We start from the raw sequence: 19,375 nt of genomic DNA, 5'->3' as shown, positions 1-19,375 counted from the left end.
CTGTGCATTCATCGTTTCTCACCTCCCTCGCGTTCCTTTCGTTGTAACAAACGCTTCTCCAAACGGCGAACACCGAATGAAAAAATCAAACTGACGACTAAGAATATGAGGCCAACTATCGTGTATGGCTCAAATACGCGATAGGAAACAGATACTTGGCTTTTTGCCGTCAGAAGAAGCTCTACAAGCGTGATGGCCATCAAAGTCGGTGTTTCTTTGAAAATCACAATTAAATAATTGCCCATCATCGGGATAACAGGCCGCAGCGCTTGAGGTAAAATAACAGATACCCATGTCTTTCTCTTCGATAAATGAAGCGCCGTTGATGCTTCCCATTGACCACGGGGTACCGCATCGATACCGGATCGAAATACTTCGGACATATAAGTGCCGTAATGAAGACCAAGTGCGATTATGCCGGTTACAAAGGCAGACATCGCGAACGATGTTAGCATAGGTACACTGAAATAAAGAAAAAAGACTTGAACGAGCAGCGGCGTGCTGCGAATAAATTCAACAATCGATCGGGAAATCCATCTAATCGGCCATAAGGCCGAGCGTCCTGCAAACGCTAATAAAAGACCGAAGAAGACCGAAAGAACGAAACCGAGTAAAGTTGCACCTAGTGTGACGGGAAAGGCTTTTGAAAAAATAGGAAGCAGTTCAATAACATAATCCCATTTCCACATTCTCTTGTATCACCTCCATACCGTAAGCTTGCGCTCAAGCAACCGGAACGTTACGGAGATGCAGGACGAGAGCACAAAGTAAATGAGCAGCAGCAACCCGAAAATGTGCGGCGTCCAAATGTAATAGTTGTTTCGCAATATCATCGCCGCAAATGTCAAATCAGATAATGTGATAAAGTACACAAGTGATGTTGCCTTCAATAATTCGATCATTAAGTTACCAAATGGCGGTATCATTCTCGCAGCTGCTTGAGGCAAAATAATACGAACTATTCTTTTGTTTCCTGATAAATTCAGCGCAATACCTGCTTCATGCTGTCCCTTTGAAACGGCTGCAACGCTGCTCCGCACAATTTCCGCTCCATAAGCACCTATATTGAGTCCTATAGCCAGCACTGCCGCCATAAGCTTAGGAAGGTCAATATGTAGAAATGGCAGTGCGAAGTAGACCCAAAACATTAGAACAAGCAAGGAACAGGCTCGAAATATTTCTACGTACGCCTTCGCAATGGCTCTTATAATGGCATATCGGGATAAGCTTCCTAAACCAGCACCTACGGCAAGCAACAATGATACAATCGCAGATAAAATGCCAACTTGAACGGTAACCAATGTCCCGTCAAGCAATAAAGGCAGCCATTCGTGCAATGGCATGTTTATCTCAAGCCTTGCAGAGCTGTTCAGCTGTAGCATCTTGTGGAAGCTCCTGCTCTGTGAATCCGAATTTTTTTAATATTTCTAACAGCTCGCCGGATTCCTTCATTTTGTTAAGCTCTGCATTATATGCCTCTTGGAATGCCTCGTCTCCAAAACGAAATGCAGTCGCGCCGTAACCGCGAACGCTATCACCATTCATCATAGGTTGTTCGAAATTCATAACGCGTTCCAATCCACTGTCATTCGCAGCCTCTAGACGTGATTGCAAAGCAGGTCCTGTCATGGTCATCGCATCGGCGCGTCCCGATTGAAGTGCGCTGATCGCGGCATCCTGATCAGGCACTTGAAGCATTTGTTCATCCGATACACCAGCAGCCTTCAAATATTCTACTTCTATTGCTCCCGCCATAACCGCCACCTTCAAATCCGGCTGCTCCGCTATCGTTTGGTAGCTGGTTAACCCTTGCGGGTTGCCTGCTTTAACTGCCAAAGCTTCTCCTATGCTGTATTCCGGGTCCGCAAACAACACGGCTTTACAGCGATTTTCATTTATGAACATCCCGGCAGTGATCAAGTCAAAACGCTCGGCTTGAAGCCCGGCAATCAGCGAAGTAAATTCCGTCAGTTCCCCTTTTAACTCTTTAATTCCTAGTCGATTCAAAATAACTCGTGCAATTTCCACAGCTTCCCCCGTTAATTCGCCGCTCTCGTTTTTGTAGGCATACGGGTTCTCATTTGCGAATCCTACAGTAATGTACCCCTGTTCCTTAGCTTGTGATAGCGTATCCAGTTGGTCCCCGCTGTTGTTTCCGCAAGCGGCCAACAACAACATCGGTATCGCCATTAAAACAGCTAAAGCTTTCCTCACGTACTTCCACATCCTCTACATTTATTTTCGAACTCCTATAAGGCTAACATCTATTCCCAACGAGGTCATTTCCAGAATTGAGTGATAATTCAGCAAATTTAAAGCTCTCCTAGTGAGAGATGAGGTCACCCGACTGATTCATCTAGTTCCTCCCATATCCTCCCACATTGTAAGCAAAACGGTATTTTAAAAATCCGAAGAGTTATGTTATATAATTTTTATTTATAAATTCAACCGAGTTTATTGATACATTCGTTGTTCATAACAGAAAATGACTTTCTATTTGATTTTTTACAGCCTTCTTCGAAAAGCGAGTGATATTTATTATTTTTTTTTATAAATAGATTAGCGTATCCAAAAGAAAAAAGGAGTTTTTTGTCGAGATGACAAAAAACTCCTTCATTCAAGTTTTAAAAGTGTAACAAAAGTACGGCTATCGTACCCTTTACTTCTCATTACGGCTTTGCTCTATTTCATCGTCAACATCTATTACTTCATTTAGATTTCTTATGTCGCTTAGGAATGCTTGCTATCCTCCAAACCATTGTGATGATTTTCTTTACCTCTATCAAGGGTGCTGTATAATACTAGTATATGTTTACCTGGAGCACTCTTGTACAGAGGAGAATAAAGGAGTTTATCATCATGATTGATGCACGACAATTAGCGCCGCTCACCATCGCTAAATTTATGTTAAAATGGCTCCTGCTCGCCGGAACAGTCGGCATCCTGTCAGGCTCTGCCTCCGCCCTCTTCCTTACGAGCCTCGACTGGGTGACGGAGACGCAAATCCAACATCCATGGCTGCTATGGCTGCTGCCCGCAGGCGGCGCTCTTGTGAGCTTCCTCTATCTTAAGATCGGGAAAGAATCGGGAAGAGGAAATAATCTTATTATCGAGCAGATTCATTCCGGCAACGGCGCGGTTCCCTTAAGAATGGCTCCGCTTGTCTTATTCGGTACGCTGATGACACATTTGTTCGGGGGATCTGCTGGCCGGGAAGGCACGGCCGTTCAAATGGGCGGAAGCTTGTCTGAATGGGTCGGCAAGCTGATCAAATTACAACCGATCGACCGAAAAATCATTCTCATGTGCGGCATTAGCAGCGGCTTTGGCGCCGTATTCGGCACGCCGCTTGCGGGTACGATATTCGGCTTAGAGGTGCTTGCAATCGGCATCATTAGCTATGAAGCGCTGCTTCCCTGCTTTATAGCCAGCTATGTGGGCCATTTGATCACCACTGCCTGGGGAGTTAAGCATATTCATTATTCGATAGGGGTTGTTCCTGCTCTCGAATGGCTGTTATTAGCTAAGATCGTTGCCGCTTCTGTATTATTTGGCTTGGCAGCCTTGCTTTTCACTCAGCTTACACGATGGCTCAAACGGCAATTCAGCCGGAGGATTCCGAGTCCGGTATTAAAAAGCGCGGTCGGCGGTTTTATTATTATCGCGCTCGTCTACGCAATCGGAACCCGGGATTATTTAGGACTTGGCATCCCGCTCATTCAACAGTCGTTTCAAGAAACGGTATCTCCGCTCGTATTTCTGCTGAAGACGTTTTTTACAGCCGTTACCTTAGGGACAGGCTTCCAAGGCGGTGAAGTGACGCCGCTATTTGTCATCGGCTCAACGCTTGGTAGTGCGCTTGCGGGCTTGCTCGCTGTGCCGGTACCATTACTTGCCGCTATCGGGTTCGTCTCCGTATTTAGCGGAGCTGCCAAAACGCCGATTGCCTGCTTCATAATGGGGATCGAGCTATTCGGCTCCGAAGGGGCTGTTTATTTGTTTATCGGCTGCGTGATCGCTTTTCTCTGCTCGGGTCGAATCGGTATTTACGAAGCTCAAAAGCCGGGCTGACCCCTCTTCAGCGCATAAAAATGGCCTGCTGCCCACTCCGGGCACAGGCCATTTTTTTTAGAAATAAACGATATAGATGATTACAGCAAGCACAATCCGGTAAATCGCGAAGGGTACCAGCTTGATTTTATTAATCAGCTTCAAGAAGAAACGGATAGAAACAAGTGCAAATACGAAGGCGCTCAAGAAACCGGCAATGAAAAACGGCAACGTATCCAACGTGAAGTATTGCCAGTTTTTCGCCAGTGACAGCATGCTCGCTCCAGCCATAATCGGCACCGCCATAATGAACGTGAAGTCTGCCGCAGCGCGGTGGCTCATCCCAAGCAGCACTCCTCCTGAAATCGTAGAGCCGGAACGCGAGAAGCCCGGCCAAAGCGATAAGCATTGGATCAATCCGACCGAAAGAGCCTGCTTGTATGTAATTTGGTCGACCGTCTCCACCTTTGTCTTCGCCGGTCTAAAGCGGTCGGCAATAATCATAAGTACGGCGCCGATGACGAGACCGAATAGAACGGTCTTAATCGAAAATAAATACTCATCGATGTAGTCATCAAACAAAAGGCCTAATACACCAGCAGGAAGCAGACCGACAAGAACATGCGTAAGCTTTAGCTTGCTTTTGGGACCGGACGGCAACTGCCCTTCATCCTGTTTGCCTTGGCGCAAACCTAGCAGTTCTAAGAACCGGTCTCGGAAAATAATGACTACAGCTAAAATCGAACCCAGCTGAATGACGATTTTGAATGTATTCGCTACATATTTCGTCAAATACTGTTCCGATTGGAGCCACATACCGTCTACGATGATCATATGTCCCGTCGAAGATACGGGCGCAAACTCCGTCACGCCTTCCACCAATCCCAAAATAATCGCTTTTAAAATCGTAAAAAAGTCCATGTTTGGTTAACTCTCCTATCTCTCTGTATAATAGAATGAAGATAAAGAACAGCTTGTTACAAATCATACCATAAAGTGACCTAAGCCAACAAATGGATGCTCTCCTAATCTGTCCTCAGTGTATAGAAAAGGATTAAAATCGACAAGCTACGGGAGCACTAAAAATAACTGATTTTCCAATAAACGATCGGCAAAAATAAAAGGATAAACGGCTTTTATTTTAAAAATGATTCAACGGTTGCTCTGACTCTAGTGATAACGTTATTTAAGGAAATCATTCATGATCAAAAAATAAACCGTTTCACTTTAGAGTGAGACGGTTTATTTTTTGACTCCGTTTATAAGTTGAATCGAATTGAAGCATACGGCGACCACTCAAATCATAGTTGATGGTCACTGTCGCTTAGCGTCAACCGAAGCGCTGGCGGTAGCCGCATTTCCGGCACAACTCCTCGACCGCTTCCCGTCTGGAGAAGCCGTCGTATAGCTGCGTAGCCCGCTCATTTTCGATAATTTCCGAGAAATGAGTTTGATGGATGTTCCCCAGATTAATGACGCCTTCGCCATCCAAGCAGCACGGGATGACCGTACCGTCAATCAAAATGCCTGCTTGATTGCGCAGCGCATGACAGAAGCCTTTGCCATTATACTCGGGCTCCTTCAAATCCGGCCATTTGAACTCCGGATCTTGGTTTAAGTAAATGCGCTCCGCGATTTTTACGCCTGACCCCGGAATGAACTTTTCCTCAATTTTATAGTCGAGATTAAACGCCTTCTCGATCATGCCGAGCAGCTCGCGATTTTTGTTCTTCTGCTGATTTTTTTCATTATCCATGTCCAGGTTCCATAAGCGAAACGAAATAATGATATTGCTGCTGGCAACCGCTTCCTTCACGAACGACAATATTTCCGCCAGATAACCTTCCTTATTGGTCGAACCCGCATGGCCGTCAAAGCTATGGAGCGAAAAATTGATTTGGCGCAGCGCCGGTTTGTTTAACAGCTTATGTTTATTTTTCGTTATAAGCGTACCATTAGACGTAATATTTACTTTGAAGCCCTTCTCATGGCTAATATCGAGCAGCTCATCCATCTTAGGATGAAGCATCGGCTCACCCTTCACGTGAAAGTAGATATAATCGGTGTGCGGTTTAATTTGATCTAGTGTTTTTTTGAAATCCTCCACTTCAATAAACCCTTTCGCACGCAGCGTAGGAGGACAGAAGCTGCATGATAAATTGCATATGCTCGTCGTTTCTATATAAAACTTTTTGAATTTTTTCATTTGTCTTTTACCCCGTTCTCCATTGCTCAGCTGCCTAAGTGACGAAATCCTGAATTTTGCTTTTCGATTGCTAATCTATTATACAACGCAGAACTAGCTTGTGACAAAAAAGGAAAAAACGGCAGCAGCCGTTTATTCCCGTTTCTCGTCGCGCAATGGACGAATCCCGACCGGTATTGCTTCAGGCGGCGCCTGAATGAAATGGGCTTGAAAGGAGCCCTCGTAACGAAAAATCCGTCCGATAATCGGATTGCGGACGTCTACTGTAATTTTGTAGCAGCCTTCATGATCATCATACCACTCGTTTACCTCGGCGATGCCGGTAAGCAGCCTTGGAAATCGGAAATGAAGCACTCCCTCGTAAAACCGCTGCTCTCCTGAGCGCACCCGAATACCACCGTTTTCTGTAACGGAGAATTGTAAATCTACCGCCAAATGCTGTTTATTGCCTAAATAGTCAACGATAAGCTCCCTCTCTCCGCTATACACCATCGTTGCATCAAAATGTCTTAACCTGCGGGGAAAATTGAATTTACGAACCCAAGTTACCGTCTCGCGTCCAAAACGATCAATATACGCAAAGTTTTCAATCGAAAACGGAATGTTCTTGCCACCCTGAGGAAACATAATGTGGCGGAACGTACCGATAAATAACGGCAACGCTACGAGCTTGTTATACCAAATCCGCTGCATCACGCCGTGGCCTATCGATGCTGCCCTGTCATGGCTGCTTAAGCCAAAACGCTGCTGAATCCGAGGATGCAGCTTCTGGAAGTCCGCACCCAGCGCTTGCTCATAGATCGATTTCATCAAGAACTCCCCCTAGCCGTATGAGACGGTTTGTACTTGCGTTTGCAGCGGCTTGCCTGTGGTAAATGACGTCTGCTCCAATTGGCAGTCAAACATAAACCAATCATCGGTAAAGCAAGCGTAATCGGATTAAAAGGCGACCTGAGCAGTTCTGGTGTAAATAGAATCGCTGGAGCGGTTAATGCAAGAAGCGCGAAAAGTTGAACCATTAGAATCCACTTTTTCCTGTGCAGGAATGCAGATATCACTCCAAAACCAATTTCCAGGGCGCCTATCAGCTGAACCGTTTGCAGCTCCATCCCTTCAAACCAGCCTATTTGCTTCAACATATGCAGCTCTCCTGCTTCCGGAAAAAGAAGCTTCGGTACAAGTCCCTCATAGCACCAAAGCAGCATAACGAAAATTACGCTCAAATAATGAATGAATGCTCGCTCGGCAATGACGGAAGGCGGAATACGATCCTCCAGCCAAATGCGCAACCGATCAAAGCTCCATGCGGTGGCGTATCCGAACAGAGGTCGGAACACAAATTGATCCAGCATGCGTCCTGCGAACCCATAACGAGTTTTATAATCATACAAGGTAATAAACGTAAGCTTATCTCCGTTGTCCTTATATCTCCAGTAACCGCCGCCATGACGAATTAAGGAGATCGGCTGCTCTGAGGCGAAGGATAAGGTAGATAAACGTTCCGCTTTGTGATGATCAAAAGTATTGCCCGTTTCACCCGTGCCTGATATTTTCAACCCAAATCCTATTCTCGTTTCATATAAAAATTTTTGTCCTTCTGACTCATTCAACTTCGGTAAATATTGTATTTCTGAAAAACGAAGATCCCATTGTTTATGCAGCTGAGGCGATTGCGTATGCTCCCACAGCTCCTCGATTGAAGCACCGATATCCAGCTCAACATAGATCGGTTTATTTTTCAACCGTGATCTCCTCCGTGTTTACAGCCTGAGCACCATACTCCATAAATCTTCCCATCAGCTCAGGCGTCGGCAATAAGCAAACGTCTGTCCTCCCAAACATACGATATCGATTTCGGGCAATGATATCATAAACGAGATTTCTCCAAGCCGGCGGTACAACGATAAACAAATACAATATCCGCCACCATCCATCGAGCTTGCGAAAAACACGCAGCGCTGCATCTGATTTCGTATAGTACTGCTCCCCCTGTACCATTACGAATGTATCGATATCATCTAAAGGAAAATTCTCTTTAATTAGCAGCTGTTGCCCGATTGGAGATTGCAGCATCGCGAACTGAAAGGCTCGCGCTTTGTCTCTTTTCGCTACAAAATGAGTGATTCTATTACAGAGTAAACATTGTCCATCAATGAGCAGCACGGCAGGTTCATCCTTATTTAATTTCGTTCCATCCATTCTCATTCTCGATCGCTTCCTCTCCTACTCATTTTAAGCGCAAGTACCGCCCTTCAGGCAGTTCCATCTTTCGTAGAACGACATGAAAAGGGGTACTACGTAATGTAGTACCCCTTGCCATTCAGCCTATTGCCCCCTGTGCTACTCCTGTTTATCCCGCTGGAAAAGCCCTCTTCTTCTAACCTTTTCAACCGCTTCTTTACTACTGCGTACGCCTAACTTTTTCAGCATTTTGTTCACTTGATTTTTAAGCGTACTTTCTGCTTTGAACAGCTTTTGCTCGATTTGCGATTGCGAATAACCCGCTTCGATCAGCTCGAACACTTCGCGTTCAGCGACCGTTAATTCCTTAAGCTGCTCCTCGCGCTTCAGGCGTGTCAGCTCCTTTAGTAAAGCCTCCATTGGAGCGGAATGATGATAAGCTGCTCGAATCGTTTGCGGCAGCTCCTGGAATCGCAGCTTCTCTAAGTATTGCACGGCGCCTGCTGTAAAAGCCTGCGTCATCGATTGCTCATCATTTATCGACGTTAACATAATTATTTTTACAGCCGAATACTCCTGCATCATCATTGCTGTATGGATGCCATCAAGCTTGCTGCCATCTAGCTGGATATCCATAAGAACCACATCGATAGCGATGGTCTGCGCCATGCTGATCGCTTCACTCGAATTCGTGGCAGCGCCGACGACAAGCAGGTCCGGTTCCCGATTAAGAAACGAGGTAAGGGCTTTAATCCAATCCGCGTCATCCTCCACAATAAACACTTTTATATGGCTCACGGCATTTTCCTCCACAATCAATCGTTATAAAATCTTTTTCCTCGGCCAAACAAAGGCTACGCGCGTTCCGAGACCTTCCCGGCTATCAAGCTCGACCTTCGCCCCGCTCTTATGTATGACGTTATAAACATAGGACAATCCCAGACCGAAATTTCGTCCTGTCTTCCCGCTGCTATAGAACGGTTCGAACACTTGTCCCAGTCTATCCGCTTGGATTCCTACTCCGTTATCTTTAACGGACAGCTCGATACCACGCTTGCGCGCCTCCAGCCTAACCGTGATATTGCCTCCTACTGGCATCGCTTCACTAGCATTCATCAGTACGTTACCTAGTGCTTCGCTAATATGAACAGCATCACATATGACGATGGGACGGAGCTCATACACCGCAGTTACAGAAATACCTTGTTTTTTCAACAACCCCTCATGCTGCATGAGGCATTGTTCAATAAGCCGGTCAAGTTGAACGGGCGCTTCCTTTAGCGTAAAATCCTTCAATTGGCTGTGAATGCGGTTCATCATCTCCAGCATATGATTGGAAGCATTCATGATGATCTGCATTTGCTGCGTTGATTGCTGATTAGATTCGGGAAGCATGTTCTTTAAGTTTTCGGTGCTGATTGCGATCTTACCTATCTCATTCTTAATCGTATGATTAAGCATCATGGCTCCCGAACTGACGGCCCGCATCGTGCCCTCCAGCGGATCATGCTCGAAGCGGAGCTTCACGCCAAGGACGCCATATATGAACGTGCAAAGCAGCGCAATCGCAAGTGAGTAAATGATAAAAACTGATATATAATTAAAAAATTCAAAGTCAGGAGAAACAACCTTTGCTACATAAATGAAAAAAAGAACGGCGAGCAGCGTCGGCACAATAATGATCGTCGTAATGAACCGGCTTCTCTTCAACCGCACATCCTGCTCTTTCCAAAACGAGGCGGTTAATAAATAGCAGGAAATCAGATAATAAGGTGTACTCCAAACGAGCAGCAGGCTGAAGAACCATTGCTTGTTTGAGGTAATCAAAACAATTCCGGCCATCAATACGATTGGAATCGCCAAAAACAATTTAGCCTTCTTTTTCGATTGCTTAGAGTTCATGGCTCCTGAGTAGATGAGGCTGAAAACAAAAACTCCATATGGCGTTATCGTATAGTTGAGAAATTGTAAGATTTCGGCCATTACCAAAAGCTCATTACGCATGAATAAATCAGAAAGCCCTCCGATCGACGCGCTGCATAAGAAATAAGCCGACCAGCGATTCGATTCATTCGTGCGGTTGTTTAACATTACAATAACGGCTGCCGAAAACAGAGCTAAGAAATAATACAGCATACTGCGATACCGTCCTGTCATCATTTGGTATGTCTATCGTATCATATATGGCTCCTGGTTAGCTCCACATAACCATAGTACAAAAAGAAAAAATCCCAATCTCGTTCATACGAACGGATTGGGATTTTCTGTTTTAGTAGTCGGATTTCGGTTTTCGGGGCTGAGGCTTCGGCTTGTTCTGTACGGCAGGTAGATGGCGCATGCTTCTGAGCATCGGACCTTTACAGATCGGGCAGGTTTGCTCGGTAGCGGCAAACTCGTCCCTTACCCACGCTTTGCATTCCGGGTTTTTACATTTGAAAATTTTTGTTGCCTTTAATTTCGGTTTTTCATCTTCACTGATAGCCACGCTCTTGTATTCCCCTTTTCATCTCTGTACTAATGGCATTAATTATTCATGTCGTTAAATAAACAGGAACTACACAAACAGGTTTGGATACGGTAACGCTATTGCCTGTGAACACCAATTTCCCGCTTGCTTGATCAACCTTAAACGTTACGATATTGTTCGTATCCCGGTTTGCAGCAAGCAAATAACGGCCGTTTGGCGTCAATGCAAAATGACGTGGATGACCGCCTTCTACAGATATATGCTGAACGAGCGATAGCAGACCGGATTGCTCATCAATGGCGAATACGACAATGCTGTCATGGCCACGGTTCGACCCGTACAAATAGCTGCCGTCTGCTGATACCTTAATTTCGGCACAAGAATTTTCATCCTTGAAATCGGCCGGCAGCGTGCTTATCGTTTCCTTGGTCGTTAACTGGCCAGTCTCATTATCGTATGTAAACGAAGTAATCGTCGAATCCACCTCATTAATAACGTAGACAAACCTTCCACTCGGATGAAACGACAAGTGACGCGGCCCTGCTCCCGGATGCAGCGCAACCTCGCCATGATGAACGAGCTTCCCGCCTGCTGCATCAAGCTCGTAAGTAACGATGCGGTCAAGACCCAAATCCGGCACAAGCAAATATCGGCCGTCAGCGCTGTAGAAAGTGGAATGCGGGTGCGGGCGATCCTGACGTTCGGGATGCTGACTGCTGCCAACATGCTGCTGCACATCAAGCTTATTTCCAATGGCGCCTTCTTCGGTAATGCTAAATAGACCAATCATTCCCCCATGATAGCTGGTCACCATCAAAAACCGGCTTTCAGCATCACGCTGAATGTGGCAGATCGTCGAATCAACCGTTATTTTACGGTTCATGATACGAACCGAGCCTTTAGCTGCGTCAATCGAAAAAGCGGCTGCTTCGCCAACCTTCTGTCCTGTTTCATTAACGGTTTCGGAAATGGCGTACAAGAGCTTGCGATCCGCGTCTACATTAAGAAACGTCGGATTTTTAAGCCCGGAAAATTCATCTGTCAACGTTAATGTGCCCGACTCTTCATCGAATGTATACACGTTAACGCCGCTCTCATCCGCTTCCGCATAAGATCCAGTGAAAACGAGCAGACGTTGCTGTTCAACTGTCACAATTAATTCCCCCTAAACATTTGCATGCCAGCGCTCATTTTTAAGCATCTGACTTTCATACCATTATCTATTATAAGACGTGATCGCATTCCAGACAAATAAGTTCTTATGATTAAAATTAATGTTCATGAATCCGGCTTACGTCTCCAGCTATTGCCTGTCCAGAAGACACGGTCGCCGTGAGAAACTTCTCCGGCGACCTTTGCGATCGGAACTTTAATCGTTTTCCCGTTGATCAAAATAACAGCATCCTGCTCATCCAGCCTGAGGATCTCGCCTATCCGCTCGATTTGGCAGCTGCTCTTGACCGTTGAATCATCCATGAGCAGACCGCCCCCTTCATCGTTTATTAGGACTTTTTCGAATCCGGAATGCAATAGCCATCCATGCAAAGCGCATCCGAATCCCCTTCATTTACTTGAATAAGATCAGGATGCTTCTCTGACCACGCCTTGTTCAGCGTATCCAAAAATACTTCCGGGGATTGCGCGCCCGATATGGCATATGTGCGATCAACGACATAGAATGGAACGCCGCGTATGCCAATCTGACTGCCTTCCGCTTCTTCTCCGCGCACCGCGTCTGCGAATAGGTCCGTCTCCAGCATTTCGGTTACTGCAGCAGCATCTAGACCTGCTTCTGCGGCGAGCGCGGCCAGCCGCTCGCGATTTCCGATATTTTCTCCATCCGTGAAATGTGCCTTGAACAATCGCTCGGATACCGCCTTATCCTTGCCGTGCTGTGCCGCTAAGTGAACAACGCGATGCGCGTCAAACGTATTGGTGGTAACCGTATCGTCAAAATTAAAGGTTAATCCAACGGCAGCCGCTTGCTCCGCCACATTTACCGTTGTTTCTTTCGCTTTCTCCAAGCTCATTCCGTATTTCGCTGCAAGCATGTGATAAGTGCTTACGTTGGAATTAGGATCCGCAGACGGGTCCAGCTCAAAGCTGCGAAATACCGTTTCGATTTGTTCCTTATGCGCGAAGCGCTCAAGCGCTAGCTCAAACTTCTTTTTGCCTATATAACAGAACGGACAACCGTAATCCGACCAAATTTCCACTTTCATTGCAGGCACCTCCGTTTAATTTTATAAAAAGTATGATACTTTATTTGTTATTGTAACATGATTAGTTACGACTTTGAAAACGGAACTTCAACAATAAAAAAAACGATTTCTACCGCAAGCAACGAATACTTGTCGATAAAAATCGCTTTTCTGTTAGACTGCGAAAATATGGCGGCCGATCTTAACGGTTTGCTGGCGTGTCCAAATCCATTCGGAAGTTGCCGTATCAGGATTAAAATAATAAAGCGCCCCGCCCGTCGGATCATAGCCTCTCACAGCATCCTGCGCTGCTTGGTAGGCCGTTTTATCGGGAGTAAGCTTATATTGTCCGTCAGCAACAGCTGTGAAAGCCAGCGGCTGCTCGATGACCCCTTTTATCGTATCCGGAAAGCTTGGAGAAGCCAACCGGTTCATAACCACTGCCCCTACCGCGACCTGACCTTTATATGATTCACCACGCGCTTCCGCAAAAATGATTCTGGCGAGCATATCAAGCTCCGATTTGTTTACCGAAACCTTCTTCAGCGTTTCCCATGTCTGGGTACCTGCGACGCCATCAGCCGCTATGCCGTATTCTTTCTGGAAGCGCCTTAGCGATTCCAGCGTTTTCGTACCAAAGTAGGTTGTCACATCCGTGTTAAAATAACCGAGCGTTTTTAAACGGAACTGTAAATCCGGAACATCGGGCCCTGTGCTTCCGACCTTAAGCGTTGCCGGCGAAGCAGCGTGCGCGGCTTGTAACGGAATGCCAAATGCCGCCATAAATACAATAATAATCGCCATACTATGTTGTATGAATTTCATGTTCATTGTAAGAAATGAACCTCCCTTTTCTTTTGCGCGTGCACGATTCTTTCGCAAAATGGAATAAGTTTGGTAACTTGTCGACTAGTTTGTTAGAGTTTAGCACAGTCACTTTACAAATGTAACTCATATCTAGAAATTACATACATTTACTAATTTACAACATCGCAAAAATCTGAAACAGAAAGTCGTACAAAATGTTTCATTTGTAACTATTATAGTCACCTTCTGAACGACAAGCATGAGAGTAAAATCAGCATGGAAGACTATGCATCCGTGCTGCTCGACGAGATCAGAACCCGCAATTAACAAATCGTCGTTTCACAGCTATAAACGTATAATTTTCGTTTCAAAGACAAGTCTCTTTTTAAGAGGCTTGTTTTTTTGCCTACATTTCCCTATCCCGTTGTCCCCTTCTACTTGACTTGTTACAATATAGCTATTACTTTCAATTTCAAAACCAAATAAGTTTACATAATTATAATTATGTTCTTTTTATGTCGTTAAATAATAATGTCATTAATCATAGGAGATGATTGCTTATCAATATTTTGAAGCAGAAGGATCGCGAGGAGCTCGACAAGAAACTCCCCACCATGCCCTGGTATATCGAAAAATTTATTAATTATAAGCTTCCGGACTTATCTCCCTCTTCACTCGTCGAGTACATGAGAGATTATGAAACGTTTCTGAACTGGCTGATGGCGGAAGGGCTGTCAGATGCGACTAATATTAGAGATGTAGCGCTATTGGAGCTAGAAAAGCTGCATATGGACAGCATAGACGGTTTCCGCATGTATTTATCGACGTACAAGGAGGAGCGAAACAGCAAAACGACAATTTCGCGCAAACTCTCCTCCCTGCGGTCATTGTTCCATTATTTGAGCCAGATTGCCGAGGATGAGGAATTTTATCCGCTTCTGAAGCGGAATGTGATGGCGAAGGTTGCGATCAAACGTACGCACAAGCCAAAGGATACAGCAGCAAAGCTGGAGGGCAAGCTGCTTCAAGAAGAAGAAATATCGGAGTTCATGGACTATATTAAGCAGCATTATGGGACCGATATAGCCTCGAATAAGCAAGCGCTCTATGCCTATGATTTAAATATGACGCGAGATGCATGCATCATAAGCTTTATTTTACATTCGGGGCTGCGGGTTTCAGAGCTTGTGAATTTGAATGTCGACGATATCGATCTTAAGAAAAAGCTTTCTTATGTGTACCGCAAAGGCAAAAATGATGATACGTTCAAGACGCCCGTTTATTTCCGCTCGGAGGCGGTTGAGGATTTACAAGCTTATCTGACGCTGCGCGAAGTGCGCTACAAGGCCCCAAAGCGTGAAAAGGCTTTATTTCTTGCCGTTGCCAACGGGAAGAGTGAAGGCTCACGCATGACGAAGCGAGCGATTCAGGAAATGGTCATCAAATATGCGAAGCGCTTCGGCAAACCATATTTATCTGTTCATAAATTAAGGCATAGCTTCGCCACGGACTACTACTTACGAAATGATATTTACAAGACGCAGGAGCAGCTGGGACATGCTTCACCCGAAACGACGCAAATTTATGCTCATTTGACCGATAAGACGATGGCCCAGGCAATCGATCGATTGAAAAAAGAGGACGAGCCGAGCTAGCGCTTTCTGTGCGCTTGCTAGACCCGCCCTCTTTTCTTTTGTTTCCGCCGCTTAAGAGCTCGTTTGTAAGATAACCGATTCCTGCATGGAAAGTTGTGTCATGACGAGATTGGCATAAATACCGCCTTGCTTCATTAACGCCGCATGCGAGCCCTGCTCAGCGATCCGGCCATTCTCAACGACTAGAATTAAGTCTGCGTCTTTAATCGTCGATAAGCGATGCGCAATAATAAATGCCGTTCTGCCCGCCAGAAGCGTCTGCAAAGCCTCTTGAATATGCTGTTCGGTCTCCGTATCGACACTTGAAGTTGCCTCGTCCAGGATTAGTATTCTAGGATCGGATAGAAGCACGCGTCCGAAAGCGAGCAATTGCCTCTGGCCTACTGAGAGTTTAGAACCCCGCTCCTCCAGCTCCGTCTGGTAGCCATCCGGGAGCTTGGCGACGACACGGTCCAATCTGACGCTTGCCCCTGCACTGCGAAGCTGCTCGTCTGAAGCGTTCTCATTGCCGTATCGCATGTTCTGTTCAAGTGTTCCAGCAAAAATAAATGAATCCTGCAGCACGATCCCCATCTGCTTGCGCAATGATGCAAGCGTAACCTCTTTTACATCGATTCCATCAATGCGGACGGTCCCACCCGATGCGTCATAGAAACGCATCAATAAATTGACGATTGTACTTTTCCCTGCCCCGGTTGGCCCAACTAATGCGACCTTCTGTCCCGGCTTTACGTGGAAGGTTACATCATGCAGCACGTCAGGCTTATCTTCCTCATACCGGAAGGAAACATTCTCGAAGGCAACCTCTCCGCGAACCTGCGGCAGCTCGCGGGCTTCGCTGCTGTTTTTTACTTCCTGATCGGTATCCAGCACTTCAAAAATACGCTTGCGGAGGCCATTGCAGACAGCAGCTGACTATATACCTTGGACAGCGCGCTAAGCGGTCCCCAGAAGCGCCAAAGATAATTAATGAACGCCATAATAAAGCCGAGCGTGATCGCACCTTCCATAACACGCACCGCACCAAACCATACGACGATACAGGTTCCAAGCATCCCGATCAGTTCAACCAGCGGATATACGGTGGATTCCAGCGTAATCGCACGCATAAACGCCTGCTTGTTTCGAGTATTGATACTATTAAATCTCTCATTGTTCGTCCGTTGCCGAGAAAAGGCTTGAATGACGCGTATCCCTTGTATTGTCTCGTTCAAATTACCGTTAATGGATGACATCGTCGACCGTGAACGCGACCATGAGCCCTCGATTTTCGGACGCAGCTTTGCAACGATGAAATAAAGCAAAGGCATCATGATAAAGGACAGCAGCGCGAGCTGCCAATCCATCCAGACTAAAATAACGACGATACCGAGAAGATGCGTAACTTCCATGACCATCGTTATTAATCCGCCGTTGATCAGCTCGCCAATCGCATTTGTATCGTTCGTAATTCTGGACATGATCTTGCCTGCCGGACGTCCGTCAAAAAAACGAAATGACAAGGACTGCAAATGAGTGAACAATTGCTGACGCAAATCAAACAAAATACGTTGACCGGTAAAATTGATCCATTTCGTATGCATCCAGCTGAATAACCAGCCCGCTAGCTTAATGCCAAGCAGTACGGCACCAAGCACATAGATAACGGAAAAATCCTTCTCCCCTATCCCTTTGTCGATCAAATAAGCGAGAATGATCGGCTCTGACAAGCTCAGCAGCATGTTTATAAGTACGATGATAACGACCCATATCATTAATTTACGATAAGGGACAAGATACAGAAGCATTCGCCGCATATATTGGCCATTAAACGGCTTCTCTTCCACCTCTTCATCCCTATCCCACTCAACCTGACTCATGGTATCACCACTTTTCTATTGATGAGCAATTTGCTTCTGCCTATCGAATAATTGACGGAAGAAGCCATTGCTTTCATTCAATTCCTTGTGCGTCCCCTGCTCGGTCAATCGACCGTTCTCAAGCACAATAATGCGGTCTGCGTGCTGTATGGAGGATAAACGCTGCGCGATAATGAACGTCGTCCGTCCCTTCATGACTTCGAGCAGCGCTTCGTGAATCGCTGACTCTGTCGCCGTGTCTACGCTTGCCGTTGCTTCATCGAGCACGAGGATCGGAGGATCCATTAAGATGGCCCTCGCAAGGGCCACACGCTGACGTTGACCGCCAGATAAGCCAACTCCACGCTCGCCGATGCGGGTATCGTAGCCGCTTGGCATACTTTCTATGAATGAATGAATTTGTGATTTGCGTGCTGCATTCTCAATTTGCTCCTGCGTTGCATCCGGATGCCCATACGCGATATTATCACGAATCGACGCCGAGAACAGGAAGGTTTCCTGCGGCACAATGCCGATGCTCCTGCGCAAACCGTCAAGGTCATAATCCCGCACATCCACGCCATCGATGAGAAGACGTCCGCCTGAAACATCATAAAAGCGCGAAAGCAATCCAATGAGACTGCTCTTGCCTGAGCCGGTAGCTCCAAGCACGCCGATGACCTCGCCTTGCTTCACCTGAAAGGAAACACCGTCCAATATTGGTTTATCTTTTGCTGCATCCTGATCGGCAAAATGAAAGGTTACGCGGTCGAAAACCACATTACCGCTTATATTGGCAGTTCCTATTCCCTGAACGGGATTTTCGATGTCAATCGGCGTATCGAGCACTTCGAAAACGCGCGGAGCTGCCTTAATCGCTTGCTGTAATATATTAATTTGCCAGCCAAGCATGTTAAGCGGCCAAATAATGCCCCAAGTGTACCATTGGAAGGCCATAAAAGTGCCGATCGACATGTCGCCGCGCACGACGAAGACCGCCCCGATCCAGATCATCATGACGAAGGTAAGACCACCGTAGAAGCCCATTAACGGAAAGGCTTTTGCCTCGAGCTTCGCGCGTTCCATATTGGTCTCGAAGTTTTGTTCATTGCGCTCTGCGAATTTCCGCTGCTCGACCGTTTCGGTCGCAAACGATTTGACGACGCGGATTCCTGAAATATTTTCTTGCAGCGTCGTCGTCAACCGCCCCATTTGCTCGCGAATGTTCGACCAAGCGGGCCCAACCTTATGATTAAAGCGAAATAATACAAATAAGATAAACGGGATCGTAATTAAGCAGATCACGGTCACCTTCCACTGCATCATCATCATAAAGATGGTCGTACCAAGAAAGGTAAGCATGCCGGCAATTAAATTCATAGCTCCAAACCCAACAAAGTTTTTTACCGCTTCAATATCGCCAGTCATTCTTGACATCAATTGGCCGGTCTGCGCGCGATCGTAATACGAGAACGACAAGCGCTGCAAATGCTCGTAAAGCTCCTTCCGAAGCTTGAACACAACATTTTGCCCGACAAGCTCTTGCGAATAGCCCTGCACGAACATCCCTGCGCTCTTTAGCGCCTGAATGCCTACAAGAGTTAGCGTTAGTCCGAGCACGACGGACATATCGCGTTTTCCAATTCCTTCGTCAAATATTTGTCCTAAAATCCAAGGTGCGACCAAATCGAATATCGTCGCCAAAAGCATGATCGTAACGGCTGTAAAAACCCATTTAGCGCTTGGTCTTACATAAATCATTAATCGTAAAAGCGTTCTCATAAGACAACCCCTTCCCCTGTTGGAAACAAAAAAAGACCTCAAGCCAAATTTGGCTTGAGATCTTCGTATGATGGCGGGCAACGGCGAAAAAAAGCTACGTTGACACCAGTGCACGAAGGCAGGCCGGTCGGCATGTTTGATTAGATTTATGGAAATTCATGTTAGACTGTGCGCCGCCAACATTTATT

20 protein-coding genes are annotated in these 19,375 nt (G+C 46.1%); 2 read left to right on the top strand and 18 right to left on the bottom strand.

From position 1 onward, the window contains the following. Window positions 1–8: 8 nt before the first annotated feature. Genes ehuD through ehuB form a run of 3 tightly spaced genes read right to left on the bottom strand, consistent with a single transcriptional unit; the run spans window position 9 to window position 2,214 of the window. Window positions 9–689, bottom strand: a complete 681-nt coding sequence (ehuD, locus tag ASG81_RS27540) for an ectoine/hydroxyectoine ABC transporter permease subunit EhuD (RefSeq protein ID WP_056642267.1) — start codon at window positions 687–689, stop codon at window positions 9–11. A gap of 9 nt (window positions 690–698) precedes the next feature. Further along, window positions 699–1,382, bottom strand: coding sequence for an ectoine/hydroxyectoine ABC transporter permease subunit EhuC (gene ehuC / locus ASG81_RS27535; protein ID WP_235549056.1), 684 nt, complete (start codon window positions 1,380–1,382; stop codon window positions 699–701). Beyond that, window positions 1,351–2,214, bottom strand: coding sequence for an ectoine/hydroxyectoine ABC transporter substrate-binding protein EhuB (gene ehuB, locus ASG81_RS27530; RefSeq protein WP_442952967.1), 864 nt, complete (start codon window positions 2,212–2,214; stop codon window positions 1,351–1,353). Before ehuB ends, ehuC begins: the two co-directional genes overlap by 32 nt. A 645-nt stretch (window positions 2,215–2,859) precedes the next feature. On the opposite strand from ehuB, the gene ASG81_RS27525 reads away from it, so the two are divergent. Further along, on the top strand, window positions 2,860–4,071 hold the full coding sequence (locus ASG81_RS27525) for a voltage-gated chloride channel family protein (protein WP_155971998.1): 1,212 nt from the start codon (window positions 2,860–2,862) through the stop codon (window positions 4,069–4,071). Window positions 4,072–4,128: 57 nt separating this feature from the next. Here the strand turns inward: ASG81_RS27525 and ASG81_RS27520 are convergent, their stop codons facing one another. The 12 genes from ASG81_RS27520 to sleB all read right to left on the bottom strand — a co-directional run bounded on the left by ASG81_RS27520 (window position 4,129) and on the right by sleB (window position 13,930). Beyond that, window positions 4,129–4,971: an undecaprenyl-diphosphate phosphatase gene (locus tag ASG81_RS27520; protein WP_056642261.1), complete on the bottom strand. Its 843-nt coding sequence runs from the start codon at window positions 4,969–4,971 to the stop codon at window positions 4,129–4,131. A gap of 409 nt (window positions 4,972–5,380) precedes the next feature. Next, window positions 5,381–6,256: a radical SAM/SPASM domain-containing protein gene (locus ASG81_RS27515; RefSeq protein WP_056642258.1), complete on the bottom strand. Its 876-nt coding sequence runs from the start codon at window positions 6,254–6,256 to the stop codon at window positions 5,381–5,383. A 132-nt stretch (window positions 6,257–6,388) separates the two neighbouring features. Beyond that, the gene (locus tag ASG81_RS27510; protein ID WP_056642255.1) at window positions 6,389–7,066 is read right to left on the bottom strand and encodes a DUF4166 domain-containing protein; all 678 of its coding nucleotides are present in this window, start codon (window positions 7,064–7,066) and stop codon (window positions 6,389–6,391) included. Next, window positions 7,066–7,998, bottom strand: a complete 933-nt coding sequence (locus tag ASG81_RS27505; RefSeq protein WP_056642252.1) for a DoxX-like family protein — start codon at window positions 7,996–7,998, stop codon at window positions 7,066–7,068. Before ASG81_RS27505 ends, ASG81_RS27510 begins: the two co-directional genes overlap by 1 nt. Continuing rightward, window positions 7,988–8,461, bottom strand: coding sequence for a thiol-disulfide oxidoreductase DCC family protein (locus ASG81_RS27500; protein WP_056642249.1), 474 nt, complete (start codon window positions 8,459–8,461; stop codon window positions 7,988–7,990). Before ASG81_RS27500 ends, ASG81_RS27505 begins: the two co-directional genes overlap by 11 nt. Before the next feature lie 135 nt (window positions 8,462–8,596). Next, window positions 8,597–9,235, bottom strand: a complete 639-nt coding sequence (locus ASG81_RS27495; RefSeq protein WP_056642246.1) for a response regulator transcription factor — start codon at window positions 9,233–9,235, stop codon at window positions 8,597–8,599. 24 nt (window positions 9,236–9,259) lie between these two features. Continuing rightward, window positions 9,260–10,573, bottom strand: a complete 1,314-nt coding sequence (locus ASG81_RS27490) for a sensor histidine kinase (RefSeq protein WP_056642242.1) — start codon at window positions 10,571–10,573, stop codon at window positions 9,260–9,262. A 133-nt stretch (window positions 10,574–10,706) separates the two neighbouring features. Next, entirely contained in the window at window positions 10,707–10,922 is a 216-nt protein-coding gene (locus ASG81_RS27485) for a cold-inducible protein YdjO-related protein (RefSeq protein ID WP_056642238.1), read from the bottom strand. 46 nt (window positions 10,923–10,968) lie between these two features. Beyond that, on the bottom strand, window positions 10,969–12,057 hold the full coding sequence (locus ASG81_RS27480; RefSeq protein ID WP_056642235.1) for a lactonase family protein: 1,089 nt from the start codon (window positions 12,055–12,057) through the stop codon (window positions 10,969–10,971). Window positions 12,058–12,182: 125 nt separating this feature from the next. Next, complete coding sequence (locus tag ASG81_RS27475; protein WP_056642232.1) at window positions 12,183–12,380, bottom strand: hypothetical protein; 198 nt, start codon at window positions 12,378–12,380, stop codon at window positions 12,183–12,185. 26 nt (window positions 12,381–12,406) lie between these two features. Beyond that, window positions 12,407–13,126: a DsbA family oxidoreductase gene (locus ASG81_RS27470; RefSeq protein WP_056642230.1), complete on the bottom strand. Its 720-nt coding sequence runs from the start codon at window positions 13,124–13,126 to the stop codon at window positions 12,407–12,409. A gap of 153 nt (window positions 13,127–13,279) precedes the next feature. After that, window positions 13,280–13,930: a spore cortex-lytic enzyme gene (gene sleB, locus ASG81_RS27465; RefSeq protein WP_056642524.1), complete on the bottom strand. Its 651-nt coding sequence runs from the start codon at window positions 13,928–13,930 to the stop codon at window positions 13,280–13,282. Between the two features lie 542 nt (window positions 13,931–14,472). Between sleB and xerS the strand changes: the two genes are divergently transcribed. Continuing rightward, entirely contained in the window at window positions 14,473–15,567 is a 1,095-nt protein-coding gene (gene xerS / locus ASG81_RS27460; protein ID WP_056642520.1) for a tyrosine recombinase XerS, read from the top strand. Between the two features lie 51 nt (window positions 15,568–15,618). Here the strand turns inward: xerS and ASG81_RS33320 are convergent, their stop codons facing one another. From ASG81_RS33320 to ASG81_RS27450, 3 genes are read right to left on the bottom strand one after another with little or no spacing between them, the layout of a single operon-like run. Beyond that, the gene (locus tag ASG81_RS33320) at window positions 15,619–16,440 is read right to left on the bottom strand and encodes an ABC transporter ATP-binding protein (RefSeq protein ID WP_235549054.1); all 822 of its coding nucleotides are present in this window, start codon (window positions 16,438–16,440) and stop codon (window positions 15,619–15,621) included. Next, window positions 16,416–17,426 carry an ABC transporter ATP-binding protein gene (locus tag ASG81_RS33315; RefSeq protein ID WP_235549053.1) on the bottom strand — a complete coding sequence of 337 codons (1,011 nt, stop codon included), beginning with the start codon at window positions 17,424–17,426 and terminating at the stop codon, window positions 16,416–16,418. Before ASG81_RS33315 ends, ASG81_RS33320 begins: the two co-directional genes overlap by 25 nt. Before the next feature lie 15 nt (window positions 17,427–17,441). Beyond that, complete coding sequence (locus tag ASG81_RS27450) at window positions 17,442–19,187, bottom strand: ABC transporter ATP-binding protein (protein ID WP_056642226.1); 1,746 nt, start codon at window positions 19,185–19,187, stop codon at window positions 17,442–17,444. Between the last annotated feature and the right edge of the window lie 188 nt (window positions 19,188–19,375).

Source organism: Paenibacillus sp. Soil522 (genome assembly GCF_001428245.1).
GTDB lineage: Bacteria > Bacillota > Bacilli > Paenibacillales > Paenibacillaceae > Pristimantibacillus.
This window is presented reverse-complemented; position numbering and strand designations above follow the sequence as displayed.